We start from the raw sequence: 16319 nt of genomic DNA on the forward strand, positions 1-16319 counted from the left end.
ACAACAGTGTGGATTTTCAACCCACACTAATTGTCAATATTACCATTCCTACCCTTGTTGATACAAGTTTGTTAATAGCTTCGTTAAGTCTTTAGACAAATAATCAATCACACCGATCGCCCGTCTGTACTCCATTCGAGTCGGACCTAGGATACCTATTGTCCCCATATGCTTTCCGGCTATTGAATAAGACGCTGTGATCAGACTTAGTTGCTCAAAGGCTTCAATATTATTTTCTTGCCCAATCTTTACATGAATCCCATTATCATTCGAGCGAATAATTTGGTGCATCAAATCGTCCTGTTCAAGCATTGTTAATAGGTCTCTTACTTTCTCCACATCGCGAAATTCCGGCTGAGATAGTAAGTTTGTTTTTCCACCATAAAATACTTTTTCAGGCTTCTCTGTCTGGAACGTTTTATTTAACATCTCCAGAACCAATTCATAATTATTCAAATGAGCTCGAAGAACACTTGCAACTTCTGTTTTTATCTTGTGTCGAAGCTTAAAAAGAGGAACACCTGTTAGTCGGTCATTCAAAATATTCACGGTCATTTCTAAGTCAGCTGGATTGACGGAGTCAGGCAGGTGAATCGTCTGATTCTCTACATAGCCTGTATCAGTCACAAGAATGACGACAACCGATTGACTCGAAATGGGAATAATTTGCACATTCCGAAGTTTCGTTTCAAACATTTCTGGTCCAAGGACAACGGAAATGTAGCTCGTAATGGTTGATAAAATTTGTGCAGAATGCTGAATAACCTCTTCAACTTGCTGTATTTTTTGCGTAAAAAGAGCCGCAATATTCTTGCGCTCTTCATTTGTTAGCCTATGTGGCATGAGCAAATGATCCACGTAATAACGGTACCCTTTTTGCGAAGGGATCCGACCAGATGAACTATGGGGCTTTTCAAGAAAGCCAAGCTCTTCTAAATCCGCCATTTCATTGCGAATCGTCGCCGGACTAAATGTTATATCCTCACGCTTAGAAATGCTTCTCGAACCAACTGGCTCTGCAGAACGAATATAGTCATCAACAATGGCCTGTAGAATCAATAGCTGTCGCTTTGATAACATCCCCACATCACCTCTGTTAGCACTCTATCTATATGAGTGCTAAATCTAATGCTAACTTATCAAAAAGGTCAGAGTTTGTCAATTTTGAAAAGCTTGGTCTCCGCCAGAAACCAAATAAAAAGACGACTTTTTAGTGCTTTTTCTTTTCGACCATCAAAGACGGCCGTTCGGCGGAGACCTTAGCTTTTCCCACTTATATCGCTTTATGATGCTTCAATCACCGCAATGAATTGCTCAAACACTTCATTGCCTAGAAGCATTCCTTGTTTCGTTAGTTTCACCGTATCTCCCTTCATTTCAATCAACCCTTTGGCAGTTAAATCCTTTAATTGTTCATCGTAGAGATCAAAAAAAGAGACACCAAATCGTTTATAGAAGGTTTTGTCAGAAACCCCTGAGCGCTTTCTCAGACCCATAAACATTTGCTCTTCCATTTTTTCAACCTTACTCACACGGTTTTCTTCCAAATAAGGGAGGCTTCCAGATTGAATTGCGGCTAAATATTTTGCTAGAGGTCCATGGTTGACATGGCGCACACCGTTCACATAACCATGAGCCCCTGCTCCAAATCCATAATACTCATCATTGTTCCAATATACGAGATTATGTTTGCTTTCAAATCCTTTTTTTGCAAAATTGCTGATCTCATACTGTTGATAGCCATGCTGCTCCGTTTCCTTCAACAGCATTTCATACATGGTTACTTCATCTTCCTCTGGCGGCAATGTTAACTGTCCCTTTCTTTGACGATTAAAAAAAACCGTCTTCTCTTCCACTTTTAGTGAATAAGACGAAAGATGCTCAACCTCAAGGGAAAATGCTTCTTTTAATGTTTCATAAAACATTGACGGTGTTTGCTTAGGAAGACCCAACATTAAATCGAGAGAAATATTTGAAAAACCAGCGGCTCGGCTAAGCTTTAGTGCATCAATCACACTGTTTTTATCATGAGTTCGGCCAATTTCCTGCAACAATTCAAGTTGAAAGGCTTGAACCCCCATGCTTAGTCGATTCACACCATACTCCTTTAGTATGGCTAATTTATCTGGGTCCACGCTATCTGGATTCACTTCGAAGGTAAATTCTTCTAAAGAAATGAGTGGTAATGTTCTCTCCATTCCAGCAAGCAATCGTTCAAGTTGGCGAGTAGAGAGGGCTGTAGGGGTTCCCCCACCGACAAAGACAGTCTTTAACGCATCAGTAGGCGCTTCGCTTAACGTGCGCTTCATTTCTTCCTCTAAAGCATCCAAATACTCATCAACGGGTTGATTCTTCAAAAACACTTTGTTGAAGTCACAGTAATGGCATATATGCTCACAAAAAGGGATGTGGACATAAGCGGCTTTAATCATTTGCTCGTCCCCTTTCTAAAGGTAAAACCATTTATCGCCATTGCACGATTTTTTTAAAGCTTGAACCCCTTGTAGAGTAGATCACAATACAAGAGGTTCTCATTAGAAAAGTCATTATTTAATTAGTCATCCATTCGAAGGACAGCCATAAATGCTTCTTGTGGCACTTCTACATTCCCCACCGCTTTCATGCGCTTTTTCCCTTCTTTTTGCTTTTCAAGAAGTTTACGCTTACGGGAGATGTCCCCACCATAACATTTAGCCAAAACGTTCTTGCGCATCGCTTTTATGGTGGAACGTGCAATAATTTTTGTTCCGACACTAGCTTGTACAGGCACTTCAAATTGCTGCCTTGGAATCAATTCCTTTAGCTTTTCAACAATGATCTTGCCACGGTCATATGCGGAATCTCGGTGCACGATGACCGACAAGGCATCGACTTTTTCACCATTTAACAGAATATCCATCTTTACAAGCTTAGACTGCTTGTAACCAATGAGTTCATAATCAAAGGAAGCATAGCCCTTCGTATTAGACTTTAATTGGTCAAAGAAATCATAAACAATTTCCGATAATGGAATTTCATAAATGATTTGAACTCGGTTTTCATCAAGGTACTGCATGTCAATAAAAATACCGCGTTTCCCTTGGCAAAGCTCCATGACTGATCCAACGTAATCATTTGGAACCATTATTGTCGCTTTAACATATGGCTCTTCAACATGGTCAATCTTTTGGGCATCCGGCATATTGGATGGATTATCGATCTGGATATGCTCTCCATTCGTTAGCTGTACCTTGTAAATAACACTCGGTGCCGTCGTAATAAGTGTGATGCCAAATTCACGTTCAATCCGTTCCTGTATGATTTCCATATGCAGCAGACCAAGAAAGCCACAGCGAAAACCAAAGCCAAGGGCTTGTGACGTCTCAGGCTCGTATTGAAGAGAAGCATCATTTAATTCAAGACGCTCAAGTGCTTCACGAAGGTCATTGTATTCATTTGTATCAACAGGGTACAGCCCACAATACACCATTGGATTCATTCGACGGTAGCCTGGTAATGGCTCTTCTGCTGGATTAGCGGCACTCGTAATCGTATCACCAACCCGCGTATCACTTACATTTTTTATTGCGGCTGACAAAAAGCCAACATCTCCTACAGTGAGCTCTTGACGTTTTTCCGCTTTCGGAGTAAAGACACCTACTTCTGTTACTTCAAACTCTTTTCCTGTGGCCATCATTCTAATTTTTTGCCCTGGCTTTACGGTTCCATCAACAATACGAATGTAGGCAACCACACCTCGATATGGGTCATAAAGAGAGTCAAAAATTAACGCTTTTAGCGGAGCCTCGGGATCACCGGCTGGTGCTGGGATTTTTTCAACCACTTGCTCCAAAATCTCTTCGATACCAATGCCATTTTTTGCTGATGCTAAAACCGCATCCGAAGCATCTAAGCCGATAACATCCTCCACCTCTTGCTTAACGCGTTCAGGGTCGGCACTCGGCAAATCGATTTTGTTGATAACAGGTAAAATCTCAAGGTCGTTGTCTAGCGCTAAGTAAACATTTGCAAGCGTCTGTGCTTCAATCCCTTGGGCTGCATCGACAATTAATAGGGCACCCTCACAAGCAGCTAAACTTCTAGAAACCTCATAGGAGAAATCCACATGTCCTGGGGTATCAATGAGATGAAAGATATATTCTTCTCCATCCCTTGCTGTATACACAAGCTGTACTGCATTTAATTTAATCGTGATTCCACGCTCACGTTCCAAATCCATCGCATCGAGCATTTGATCTTTCATTTCCCGCTGTGTTAAGGCGCTTGTTTGTTCTAAAATCCGATCAGCCAAAGTCGATTTCCCATGATCAATATGAGCAATAATGGAGAAATTGCGAATTCTCGACTGACGGGCAAGACGTTCTTGTTTATTCATATCCGTAATCACTCCTAGTGCGTGTTCAAAAAAGAGGAAAAAAAGGACCGAGAAGTCCGAGACGAAACCGTTCTAAAACCATCAAAGCGAATGGATGGAACGAAGAAATTCGACAGTCATTTTCCCAAAAATTTTTGAACAACTTCTCCTACAAACAATCGTGCAAAATACACTATTCTCAATTATAGCAATCCAAATCACAACGTTCAATATAGACCTCGCCTATTTTGGACCGTATTGCTAGGATTTGCTGTTAGATATAGATAGTCTGAATCTAGAGGATCTGTGAGCATCGAGTTTCCTTCAGTTATAAAATGGAGCTTCTGTCCGCTCATTAACGGTCAGAAGCTCCATTTAATACGTCATGAAACAATGTCAAAAGCTGTGAAAGCCCCGCTCTACTTAATTGATGGAGGGCCTCGCCAAGCTTTTTTCCTAGCTCAGAAAAAAAATTAAATCGTTCCACTTCATTTGCTTTTTGCTGCTTTGCTTTTAATTCCTCGATCACTGGCTCTTTTTCTTGCTTGTGGGCTACCTCTTTTTGTGGCTTTTGTTTTAGGATTGTAATCGGCTCTGGTTCAGATATCCCTAAGATTTCACTCATTTGCTGAACGCCAAAAAGTGCTCCAGCTAATAAAAGGAGTACCATTGTCATAGAGAGGAGTAATATTTTTTTCAATCCGACTCCTCCCCCTTGTCTCTTCTCGCTGTCTCAACATTCACATTCGGCTCCGTGCTCCAATAAAAATCGGCAAAAACCTCAACGAATGCCTCAACTGAACGATAGGTCTCCTCTAACGTATTGTCCACCCCACCCATTTCAATTAGGATGGATTGTGTCGATAAATCTTGGTTAAATAAACCGTTTGTTCGTGAACCTCCTTTTGTAATAACCCCACGGCTTAGCCCTGGATACCGCTCTTGTAACAACTTATGGAGGTCCTCTGCTAATTTTAAGTTGTGTTGATAGTCGCTATGATTTGCACCGATGACAAAAAACGTCCGAGCATATTCTACTCCATTGATTGTTACGGTCGTTCGTTCTCTTCGCTGGGAGTCTCTGTGCAAATCAAAGAAAAACTGTAAGTCCTCATTGGCGGCAATTGCTTCTTTCACCAACTCTCTTGAAGCATCGTAGGACTGTCCATAGTTCCAGCCACGGCTTTTTAACTTTCCTTGCACATCCCTTTTTTCTACTTCTGTACCAATGCCACGTTTCTCTAGCTCTTGCGACATCTTCTCACCAACGAGTGTAATATTCACTTTATTATGAAAGGCTAAGTTCGGATCACTTGAATCTTCAACATCCAATTCAGGCAAATACGATTCATAGTTGTGGGAATGGATAATGTGAACGATTTTTCGCCCATCAGTTGTTTCCTCCAGTTGCTTACTTTCCCGTTCTAGCTCTTCAAGTTTTGCTAAGCTTTCTTGCGTTGCTTGACGCTCAGCCATGATCACATCGATCGGCGGGGCTGATTCGACAGGTAAATTGGTGTAATTTGTTCCTTCTCCTGCAACAACAATATGGCCGTCAAACAGTGCAAACCCTGGTAATTCACGCCCTAGAAGGCTACGCGGATCATCAGGATTAATGCTCGTCGCTATTTGAAAGGCGAGTGTTGAAAGATTAGGTGGCTCACTGTCAGGTGGGAGGACTTGGGTGAAATAGTTATTTTCTTGTCCAAGTAAGTGTAAAAGGTGTTCTCCTTTTATATCTGCCGCCCATTCATGGATGGATGAAGAGGCTAGTCCATAACCTGGCTCCATTGAGGTTAACATGCTAACAAAAATAAACATTGCGATGATTCCAATTACGACAGAGACGACAATGCGTTTAAAGCTTGTCTGATTTAAATTCACGGTAAACCCTCTATACCGATTTCTTGCCATATTTCCACCTTCCGTCTACGCTTGTCCTTTTTTCATTAGGATAAAATCTTCCTTATCAAAACCTTATGTCATTCGGACAACGCTTAGAACAGAAAACTAGATGAACGATTACTCTTTACAACTGGCTTGGATGCATGCTTATAAAGTATTTATATATAAGGCACAGTGCTTTCACTTTTTTCGTGAACTCAAGGCTCCACCTTTTCCACAGCTCAAAAACCCCTCATCCTTTAAACAGATGAAGGGTTTTGTCTAAATAAAACGACTTAGTGTGTATAGGCGCCGACATTTTCTTGGTTGATATCACCATGGAGAGCGGCGTTGAGACCGGCTGCAAGCACATTGGCCATATCTTCAATAAATACGTCAACTTCTTTCGGTGTTACCATGAGATTGTGACCGAGTGGCGATAACACTTCTTGGATGAGCTGGCGTTTTTCTTCTTCTGGTAGTGTGCCTACCATTCCTAACACCGTCTTTCGTTGCGCTTCTTCTGGCATATCTTCGCCAGTCAAAACACGTCGCTCGCCAAATGTCATGCCAGCTGGTGTTAACGCACGTGACGGCTTCTTTCCTTCTTTTATTTCACGCCCAAAATGTTTAAGGACATAGTCGATTGTATCACTTGTAATCGAAACCGCGTCTACGACTGTCGGAATACCAATTGCGATTACAGGTATGCCAAGGGTCTCTTTGCTCAATTCCTTTCGTTTATTGCCAACGCCACTACCTGGGTGAATGCCTGTATCAGAAATTTGAATCGTTGCGTTTACTCTCTCGATCGAACGAGAAGCAAGAGCATCAATCGCAATCACAAAATCAGGCTTTGCCTTCTCAATAATCCCTAAAATGACATCACTCGTCTCAATACCTGTTAAGCCCATGACACCTGGTGCAATTGCACTGACCGAGCGAAAGCCTTCTTGAACTTGCTCTGGAGCAAGCTGAAAAAGGTGTCTAGTTACTAGGAGATTTTCTACTGTTATCGGTCCTAATGCATCAGGGGTGACATTCCAATTCCCAAGACCAACAACAAGGCAGCTACTTTCTTGTTGAATGCCTAATTCATTTAAGAATTGAAAAAATTCGTTCGCAAATACCCGTTCTATTTTTTCTTGAAGCTCTGTGTCTTTTTTGCGAATTCCTTGTGCTTCAAACGTTAAATAATTCCCTGCTTTTTTTCCAACGCGTGTGGCACCTTCTTCACTGATCACCACCTTTGTAATTTTAACACCTTCAACCTCTTTATCCTTTACTGTCACACCTTGAACGGTTTCAACTGGTTGTTCAGGATTCTTCTTATTCTCTTCTTCAATTGCCAAATCACGAGCTTCTATCGCTAAGTCCGTTCGAATCGCGTATTTCTCCACATTTAATTCTTGCTCCATCCTGCCACACTCCTCGTCACAATGCTATATGACAATTAGCGTCTCCAACCGTGGCTGTTTTCATTCTTCTATTGCATTTATCTGCCGTTTTTGATAGAATGCAGATTGTTGTCATGATGATGCGTGAGTATCATCTTTCCCTTGCTTATAAAGGAAACGGAAACCGAACGCACCCTGTGACGAGCGGTTAACAAAAAGATGACCATGGTTGTTTTCGGGAGGTGAAAGGAATGCCAAATATTAAATCAGCGATTAAACGTGTAACTACGAATGAAAAGCGTCGTGCGATTAATGCTTCTGCTAAATCAGCTCTTCGTACAGCGATTAAAAACTTTGAAACGTCTGTTGAAAATAAAGATGTTGAAACTGCTAAAGCAGCGTTTGTTGAAGCAGCAAAGAAGCTGGATAAAGCTGCTAACAAAGGACTTATCCATAAAAATGCAGCATCTCGTCAAAAGTCTCGTTTAGCGAAATTACTTAACGAAGTGTCTGCATAATTAAAAAACGACTCATCTGAGTCGTTTTTTAATTCTTTTAGATCATCCCTTTCGAAGAGCTCCCTTTTCTTCTCTTATTACATCCACAATCGTTAAAAGTAGCAATTCAACCGCTAATGTTTTCTCATTTGCACCGCTTTTGATTAAATAATCTGTGTCTGCAGTCCTCTCCAGTAATTTTAAAAGAATGTGTTCAGAGAACTGATTTGTTTGCTGAATAGCCAGCTTAACAACATAGGGGTGAAGCTTCAGCTGACTAGCCATTTGCTTTGGCGCATATCCACGTCTGCTTAGTTCCTTTACCTGGTATAAAATACGAAATTGTCTTCCTAAAAGAGCTAGAAGCTTCAAAGGGTCTTCTTTTTGTTTAAGTAGATCATGGTAAATATAAAGCGCTTCTTGAATGCTCCCTTTTACGGCATGATCGATTAAGGAAAAAACATCTTGATCTAACGTACGTGAAACAAGCTTGTCTACAACCTGTTCATCAATCGTTCCTCTTTCTCCAACATAGAGAGCCATTTTTTCAAGCTCTGAGGCTAGAAGCATCAATCGATTGTCGAGAAGCTGGATCAAGCGTTCCTTTCCTGTCTCAGTTAATTCCACTTTTCGCTCTTGCGCTTGCAGTGTTAACCACCTTGCCGTCTCTTTCTCATCAAAAGGAAAGGCTTCAACAACAGCTGCAAGCTTTTTTAACTGTTTGGTCAATTTTTTTCGTTCATCCAATTTTTCATATGGGGCAATCATCACCAAGACCGTTTCTGGCACTGGGTTTTCTAAGTATTGTTCAAGCTTTTTTAAGTCATGGTCAATTTTACTTTCATGACGTTGGCTCGAAACAATGTAAACGTCTTTAAGTAGAATGACTCGTTTGGCACCAAAAAACGGTATTGTTTCTGCTTCCTCTACGATCAGCTCAACAGATGTTTCCGTCAAGCTGTACACCGAAAGGTTCATATCCATTTCATCTTTTGTTAACGTTCGAGTCAATATGTTTTGAATTATGTCCTCAATTAAAAAAGATTCAGTTCCATATAAGAAATAAACAGGCGCAATTTGCCCTGCCGTGATTTCTTTCTTCCTTGCAAGATAACTCATATCCTCTTCACTTCCTTAGCAACAAGACGAGCAATAATTTCCTCATAATAGGGAAAACTAACAATGAGGCGGTTATGATTTTGCTCTACCCTTAAGCTTAGATGGTTTTCTTGTTGCTGACAAGTAGGGATATGAAAAGGGGGAATGAGCTTGCAAGAAGGATTCCCCCATTTATGATAAACGTCATGAAGCAAGGACCTCGAGACATCCTGTTCATGACGGTAATCATGACCGCCTTGTAGTTGTTAGGATATCCTATGCAGAGGGAAACTATAGGTGACAACTCTTAACAATCGTGGGAAAGACAATAGCGAGAAGTTGCAAATTTATGAACAGTTTTTTGTTTTTCGTCAACACCCTACAAACGTTATAGATTTTTCTAAGCTCTTCCCGTATACTAAAGGGTGAATGAAGGAGGGAAACAAGATGAACGAATTTGAAAAAGACGTACAATATAAAAACAATGACTTAATTGACTCTGTACTAGGTTTTGTTGTTCCTTTCGGCTTCTTTGCACTTCTTTTTACGATTGCATCACTTGTTGACGTTTTCAGCCAATTTTAAGCCGCAAACCGAAAACGTCTCATTAGAAGAAAGGTACTTCCCATCGGTTCAAAAAAGGATGAAGTTCTAGACTACATCCTTTTTTGAACGCAAAGAAAGGATAAAACTTTAAAGCTGTCTAGCGTAAGCTCCTAGCTGCTCAAGGTTGCTTCAGTCTGTCAATAGTTTCCAAAAATCTGGAAGCACTCTAACAGGCACCAACACTTGTCGCGGCTTACTAAGGTGCTTGCGCTTTTCTTATGTTGCAATAGCATTCATTCACGGACGTTGAATGCTGATCTTACCATTTCGAACACTAAGCCTTGCTGCTCCTTCTACATCTGTACGAATAACGGTAACGCGGCGTGCTTCGAGCTTTTCAATTACTTCTGGATGTGGATGACCGTAGCGGTTTGAACGACCAGCAGAAATTAACGCAACAGAAGGAGACACTTGCTCAAGAAAAGCCTCAGTCGTAGACGTTCTACTTCCGTGGTGTCCAACTTTTAGAATATCTGCTTGAAGATTCGGATATTGTGCAAGAAGCTGCGCCTCTCCTTCTTCTTCAAGGTCCCCCATAAACAACCAGCGCTTTTCACCCATCCTTGCATATAATACGATGGAACGAGCATTCAAATTGACTTCGTTTCCAGTTGCAGGTGAGAGAATCAGAAAATGATTTTTGCCAACAGCCCACGAGTCTTCATTCTCAATCATTTGAATGGTAGCTCCCTCCCGATGGAGAGTTTGTAATATGATTTGCTCCATCTCCCCTTCTACAGGGCCTTTGCTATAGAGAACTTCCTTTACTTTAAGCTCTTCTGCAAGTGCTTTGGCACCGCCAATATGATCATAATCACCATGGGTAAGAATCAATCGGTCGACGACGCGAATCCCCTTCGCTTTCAAGTATGGGACGACAATATTTCTACCCACTTCAAATGGCTTTCTTCGCTCGCGCCAAGCTTCATCATGAAAGGAAATCGTTCCACCAGTGTCAATGACATAGACCTGCTGACGATAGGGTAATTCAATGATAATGCTTTCCCCTTGTCCTACTTCAAGCATTGTCACTTTAACGCTTGAATGTACATAGGGAGAAAGAAAGTGAATGCTTAAGAGAACACTAAGGAAATATAGCGGTCTGCGATACCACCCACGATTTCCAGTCTCCCAACAACTAAATCCATAAACGACACCCACATAAAGGAAAACAACAAGTGTCGCTGAAGGTTTTCCCACAACGACTGTGGTCAAAGGCCATGATTTCATTGTCAAAAACCAAGAGTGAATGTAAGGAATCGCGAAATCCATAAATAAAAGAGGAAGCTTCACGAGCATGGGGTGGAAAAAATGAAAGATGAAGACCATAAAGCTTAACGGCAATACCACAAAGGTGATAAAAGGAATATACAACACATTTAAAGGAAGACTAAGCAACGGGAGCTCATAAAAATGGTAAAGTATAAGGGGAATGGTACTGATTTGTGCGACCATAGTAACGAGAATAAGTTGATTAAAGGGATTGACGTACTGCTTAAAAAGCTGTGAGGCTGATAAAATCAATGCAAACGATGTCAAAAACGAAAGCTGAAAACCCAGTTGAAAGAGTGCAAAGGGCTGGATGAGGATATAAATAAAGAAAACAATACTAATGGAGGTGAGGGGGTGCAACCGAATTTTCAAACGCATCGCTAGAAGAACAACCATTGCCATAAAGGAAGCACGAATGACAGGCGGTGCCGATCCGGCCATAATCATATAAAAAGGTAATGTTACAAGAAGGACCTCCATCGTCCTTTCTTTTGATAAACCGATTCGAATGAGTAAATAATAGCTAGCTGCCACAACCATGCCGACATGAAGACCAGAAACTGCAAGAAGGTGAATAATCCCTAAATCTTGATAAGCATCTAACACATCCGGGCTCATGCCCTTTCGTTCTCCAAACACAAGTGCAATAACAATGCCATACACTTCATCATTAAGCTGGGATTTTAACGCATGGATTTGTGCCTGTCTCCATTTTTGTAGCTTTGTCCATAGGCTTCCTGAAGCCTCCTGACACCTCCAGTTTTCCATTGTTGCAGCAAAAACCCAATGAATCGACTGTTCATATAAGTAACGCTGGTAGTCAAACTGATAAAAATTTGAGGGAGTTGCCGGCTTTTCGAATGAGCCTGCAAACGTACAAAGCATACCTGGGTGAACCTTATACAATCGTTCTTTCATTTCAAATGTTGGAATGAAAGAATGAAGCTGAACCACTTCTCCTTCGTTTGTTTTTACCTGTACAGAAAAACGATCTCCATCAACCGTTGGAATCGTATGAATGACACCAGTAAGCTGTGAATGCTCCCCTGAAAGAATCGATTGATTTCTTTCATCGGTCCATAGTCCATAAAAATAAAAGAAGCTAAATAAAAGAGCAAGGTACAAGAGAAGTGGTTTCCTAGTCTGCCGATTTTTGAACCCGATAAGTAGCATCATCATAAGGAGGGAAAAGAGGAAAATGCTCGGTCCTTGTAGAGAAAAAGAAAGACCAAGCATCGCACTTATAACAGAAATGGGAACGTAACGATGCAAACCGCAGCCTCCTTATTATGAGGATGTATACAATTGATTCGCACGATCATGAAGCTTACGTAGCTCTTCTTTTTCATGCCCTGCTTTTCCAAGCTTATCAAGCAATTCTGCTGTAAATTGCAGCTTTTCCTGATTGTTTCGGTCTAGAATCATTTCCTCTAACTCAACCTGTATGACCTCTACACCTGCTTCGTTAAAAAGCTCTTCTGAATATGGGTGATTTTTATAATCACTAGCATAATACACCTTTTTTATCCCGCTTTGAATGATTGCTTTCGTGCAATGGACACACGGAAAATGAGTCACATACATTTCTGCATTCTCCGTCGGAACACCAAACTTTGCACACTGAAGTAATGCATTAACTTCTGCATGAATCGTTCGAATACAGTGACCTTCTACTACATAACATCCATCATCAATGCAATGGGCCCCGCCTGAAATTGAACCATTGTAGCCACCTGCAATAATTCGTTTATCTCGAACAATGGTTGCACCAACCATTAAGCGTGTACACGTACTGCGAAGTGCTAATAAATGACTTTGTGCCATAAAATATTGATCCCAAGAAATACGTTCCAATCTATTCACTCCCTACTCGAACATTCTCTCTGTTAGTTTAGAGATGCGCACCGCTTTCGTCAATCTTCCTTTCCATCTTTCGCTTTACTGAAGACTCACAAGCTCACGAAGCTGCTCCATTGACTTTGCCCCAATACCAGAAACCTGTGTCAACTCTTCAATCGCTTCAAACGGACCGTTCTCTTCACGAAAGGTAACGATGGCCATTGCTTTTGCTGGACCAATCCCTGGTAATTGCTGAAGCTCCTCAACACTTGCACGATTAATTGAAACCTTTCCATCCTGCTCGATGCGACTTGCTTCATAATCTTGTATGAACTCTTCCTCTCCTTCGTATGGAACATAAATGACCATTTCATCAAAGAGCCGAGCAGCAAAATTCAACTGTCTCTCGTCAGCTCCCTCCCTCATGCCACCTGCTTCCTGAATCAAATCGACTAAGCGGCTCCCTTCCTTCATCTCATAAACACCAGGTCGCTCTACAGCTCCTTTCAGATCAACAACAATGAACTTCCTGACCTCCTCTTCTATCGTCTCAGCCTCATTTTCCATCCCCCCTGTTACTAACCATTCCAACTCTCCATCTGCCACTTCTTCATGTTCAATGTTGCCAAAAGCTAGGAAGAGAATTACACTTACTAGTAGAACAATGATTCCAGAGCTACCGACAAGAATTTGTTCACGCTTCGATAATTTCAACATCAACACCTCTGTATCTAGAATTTGAAAGGAGAAACAACCATATGAGTGTACATCTGCAAATTGCGGAACAAGTGAAGAATCACCGAAAGGCGCAAGCCGACTTTCTAGCATTCGACAAGCAAAGAGAATTAGCTATTGTGGAAACGTTGGCTCAAGCAAAGCAAGGTAAATCCTTCTCTGTTCAGAAAATAAACCACATTACAAAACAAATGAACGATATAGCAAAACGTTTTCAATTTCCTACTCGGAAAGAAGTAACAACAGCAATGGTTATTGATTATTTAAATAAACAAGGTAAATAAGGGGCATATTGCTCCTTTTTTTTCATATACTCTGTGATAAAGCCCCATCGTACGCACATGTTGATGGATGGAGCAGGAAGGAGGGAGCGTTGTGAAGGTTGGCATTATCGGAACAGGAAGCATGGGGACGATTTTAATCGAATCGTTCCTAGAATCAGGGGTAATTTCAGCTGAAAAGCTTCTTGTGGCAAACCGTACGCACGCAAAAGCTGAGGCACTCGCACGTCGCTTTCCGAAGCTTCAAGTGGCTATGAATGCCACAGAGGTTGTAAAAGAAACCGATTGTTTTTTTCTTTGCGTAAAGCCTCCACAATTTTTGGAAGTATTAACCAAAATTAACCGTCATTGCACAGCAAACAAACTGTTAGTCTCCATAACAAGTCCTATCTCTGTTACAAAACTAGAAGAAATGGTTGATTGCAAAGTGGCAAGAGCCATACCGAGTATTTTAAATAGAGCTCATACAGGACCTTCATTATTAAGCTTCGGTACACGCTGTTCTCAAAAGGAAAAGGAACTTCTGTATTCATTAATGGGAGCTATTTCTAATCCTCTTATAATTGAAGAAAACATTACAAGAGTTGCTTCGGATATTGTTAGCTGTGGGCCTGCATTTTTCAGCTATATTATGCAACGATTCATCGAAGCTGCAGAAAGACAGACACAGATATCCAAGGAGGATGCAACTAGACTAGCAACGGATATGCTGATTGGCATGGGCAGACTACTAGAAAAAGAGGTTTATTCACTACCTACACTACAAAAAAGGGTATGTGTACCTGGAGGCATTACAGGAGAAGGAATCAAGGTGTTAGAAGAGGAAATCGGGTCAATGTTTGATCATTTATTCCAACAAACCCATTTAAAATACGATGAAGAAAAGGAAAAAATCCTTGCACAACTATCGAACAAACCAACATAGTAACAATTTGTAAGCTGTGTGAGCAAGAGCAATGGCTTTTTGTTCTTCTTCTGTACCTCAGTTTTAGGCTTCTTACACAAAGACTAGCATGAGCGGCTCACTTTTCCCACTGATGAAATTGAGTCCGTCAGATCCTTGTGTGAACCATTTCAATGAAGGCAAAGTGAGCGGAAGTGCTTTAATGATTCATCAACTTGAACTGAAGATCCGTCTCCTTTTCAGAAAAAAGAGGCAGGGACATAACGAACGTGTATGATTGAAAATGCGAACAATGCACAACCTTAGCGGAGGACATGGACGTAGACTTCTGCGGGAGCAAAGGCAAGGGTGAGACCCCACAGTGCAAAAAGCACGAGGAGGCTCACCAGCCGCCCGCGGAAAGCGAAGGATATGTCCGAAGCGAATGCTATGCACCAACGATCATGACGTTCGCATTTCTCATCATAAAAACTCTTTTGTCCCAGCCCCTTTTTATTCGCTAGAAGGGAACCGATCTCCTTCTTTTTTTGCTACAAAAAATATCCGTTCACTATGTTCTGTGGGCAGCTCCTTCGAAAAATCAGCTGTTACGTTTAACACAGTAAAGCCCGCTTGTTTGAGCCATTGTATATATTGCTTAATCGGGTACGTTCGCTGAACATGAAGCTCATCAAACCGTTCATACAGCCCCTCTTCTTTTTTAACAAAAAAACTGAGCTCGTGTTCCACTGAGGCATCCCATTCACCGTGGAATGACCGCCAAATGTATGAGATCTCTTCGCCATCATCTGCAAAGGTCTGCCCGACAAACCCTTTCATCACTTTACTAACAGAATGAACATCAAACATAAAAAGTCCGCCAGCTTTTAACTGTTCATGCACTTGAGAAAAAGTACGCTCCACATCATTTTCTGTTTGAAGATAATTGAGAGAATCACAAAAAGCCGTAATGACGTCAAATGATCCTAGATCGGACAGCTCCCGCATATCTCGCTGTACTAAGAGGGGATCATAGCCAGCTTGTAAAAGCTTCTCTTTAGCAACTGCAAGCATATTCGCGGAGATATCCACTCCTGTCACATCATAGCCTGCTTCTAGTAGTGGAAGCAATAGCTGTCCAGTGCCGCAACCAAGATCAAGCAATGAGCGCCCGCTGATTTCATGAACTTGAACATTTTCTTCCACAAATGCCACCCACTGCTCATAAGGTGCATCTTCCATCAAAACATCGTAAATGCTTGCAAATCCTTCATACTTCATTGCTTTTCCTTCTGATAGGTCCAGCCATCCTTTTGGTAGACCTTTCCTTCTTTCATTAATTTACCAAGGGCACGCTTAAACGCTGCTTTGCTCATTTGAAACCGTCGTTGAATGTCTTCAGGTGTTGTTTTGTCCCAATAAGGCATTGAACCGCCACGAGAAAGCAAATACTCGTAAACAACTTCTGCATCA

Annotated in this window: 15 protein-coding genes and 1 pseudogene; 4 read left to right on the plus strand and 12 right to left on the minus strand. The window is 41.4% G+C overall.

What is annotated here, in order from left to right:
• Positions 1-48: 48 nt before the first annotated feature.
• The 6 genes from hrcA to gpr all read right to left on the minus strand — a co-directional run bounded on the left by hrcA (position 49) and on the right by gpr (position 7656).
• Complete coding sequence (gene hrcA, locus BLT_RS0114075) at positions 49-1080, minus strand: heat-inducible transcriptional repressor HrcA (protein WP_017728415.1); 1032 nt, start codon at positions 1078-1080, stop codon at positions 49-51.
• Between the two features lie 203 nt (positions 1081-1283).
• Positions 1284-2432: a radical SAM family heme chaperone HemW gene (gene hemW, locus BLT_RS0114080; RefSeq protein ID WP_017728416.1), complete on the minus strand. Its 1149-nt coding sequence runs from the start codon at positions 2430-2432 to the stop codon at positions 1284-1286.
• Positions 2433-2554: 122 nt separating this feature from the next.
• A complete protein-coding gene (lepA, locus tag BLT_RS0114085; RefSeq protein WP_026105128.1) occupies positions 2555-4384 on the minus strand; it encodes a translation elongation factor 4 in 1830 nt (609 codons plus the stop codon).
• A gap of 325 nt (positions 4385-4709) precedes the next feature.
• On the minus strand, positions 4710-5054 hold the full coding sequence (locus BLT_RS0114090) for a hypothetical protein (protein ID WP_017728418.1): 345 nt from the start codon (positions 5052-5054) through the stop codon (positions 4710-4712).
• Entirely contained in the window at positions 5051-6268 is a 1218-nt protein-coding gene (spoIIP, locus tag BLT_RS0114095; protein WP_017728419.1) for a stage II sporulation protein P, read from the minus strand. The genes BLT_RS0114090 and spoIIP overlap by 4 nt, the downstream gene beginning before the upstream one ends.
• 266 nt (positions 6269-6534) lie before the next feature.
• Positions 6535-7656: a GPR endopeptidase gene (gene gpr / locus BLT_RS0114100; protein WP_017728420.1), complete on the minus strand. Its 1122-nt coding sequence runs from the start codon at positions 7654-7656 to the stop codon at positions 6535-6537.
• A gap of 230 nt (positions 7657-7886) precedes the next feature.
• On the opposite strand from gpr, the gene rpsT reads away from it, so the two are divergent.
• Positions 7887-8153: a 30S ribosomal protein S20 gene (rpsT, locus tag BLT_RS0114105; protein ID WP_017728421.1), complete on the plus strand. Its 267-nt coding sequence runs from the start codon at positions 7887-7889 to the stop codon at positions 8151-8153.
• Between the two features lie 42 nt (positions 8154-8195).
• On the opposite strand, the gene holA is transcribed toward rpsT, so the two are convergent.
• Positions 8196-9251: a DNA polymerase III subunit delta gene (gene holA, locus BLT_RS0114110; protein ID WP_017728422.1), complete on the minus strand. Its 1056-nt coding sequence runs from the start codon at positions 9249-9251 to the stop codon at positions 8196-8198.
• Positions 9252-9677: 426 nt separating this feature from the next.
• On the opposite strand from holA, the gene BLT_RS23250 reads away from it, so the two are divergent.
• Positions 9678-9815, plus strand: a complete 138-nt coding sequence (locus BLT_RS23250; protein ID WP_017728424.1) for a YqzM family protein — start codon at positions 9678-9680, stop codon at positions 9813-9815.
• A 258-nt stretch (positions 9816-10073) separates the two neighbouring features.
• On the opposite strand, the gene BLT_RS22005 is transcribed toward BLT_RS23250, so the two are convergent.
• The 3 genes from BLT_RS22005 to BLT_RS0114135 form a co-directional block, all read right to left on the minus strand.
• The gene (locus BLT_RS22005; protein WP_017728425.1) at positions 10074-12380 is read right to left on the minus strand and encodes a DNA internalization-related competence protein ComEC/Rec2; all 2307 of its coding nucleotides are present in this window, start codon (positions 12378-12380) and stop codon (positions 10074-10076) included.
• Between the two features lie 15 nt (positions 12381-12395).
• Positions 12396-12962: a ComE operon protein 2 gene (locus BLT_RS0114130; RefSeq protein ID WP_017728426.1), complete on the minus strand. Its 567-nt coding sequence runs from the start codon at positions 12960-12962 to the stop codon at positions 12396-12398.
• Positions 12963-13046: 84 nt separating this feature from the next.
• Positions 13047-13664 (minus strand): helix-hairpin-helix domain-containing protein, encoded by a 618-nt coding sequence (locus BLT_RS0114135; RefSeq protein WP_017728427.1) that lies wholly within the window; start codon positions 13662-13664, stop codon positions 13047-13049.
• Positions 13665-13705: 41 nt separating this feature from the next.
• Between BLT_RS0114135 and BLT_RS0114140 the strand changes: the two genes are divergently transcribed.
• Both BLT_RS0114140 and comER read left to right on the plus strand, forming a co-directional pair.
• Complete coding sequence (locus tag BLT_RS0114140; protein WP_017728428.1) at positions 13706-13966, plus strand: DUF2533 family protein; 261 nt, start codon at positions 13706-13708, stop codon at positions 13964-13966.
• Between the two features lie 91 nt (positions 13967-14057).
• On the plus strand, positions 14058-14888 hold the full coding sequence (gene comER / locus BLT_RS0114145; RefSeq protein WP_017728429.1) for a late competence protein ComER: 831 nt from the start codon (positions 14058-14060) through the stop codon (positions 14886-14888).
• A 471-nt stretch (positions 14889-15359) separates the two neighbouring features.
• On the opposite strand, the gene BLT_RS0114150 is transcribed toward comER, so the two are convergent.
• The gene (locus BLT_RS0114150) at positions 15360-16127 is read right to left on the minus strand and encodes a class I SAM-dependent DNA methyltransferase (RefSeq protein WP_017728430.1); all 768 of its coding nucleotides are present in this window, start codon (positions 16125-16127) and stop codon (positions 15360-15362) included.
• A pseudogene (locus BLT_RS0114155) lies at positions 16124-16319 on the minus strand (CvfB family protein); the annotation flags it as partial. The gene BLT_RS0114150 and the pseudogene BLT_RS0114155, both read right to left, overlap by 4 nt.

The organism is Halalkalibacterium ligniniphilum, assembly GCF_000334155.1.
GTDB lineage: Bacteria > Bacillota > Bacilli > Bacillales > Bacillaceae_D > Halalkalibacterium > Halalkalibacterium ligniniphilum.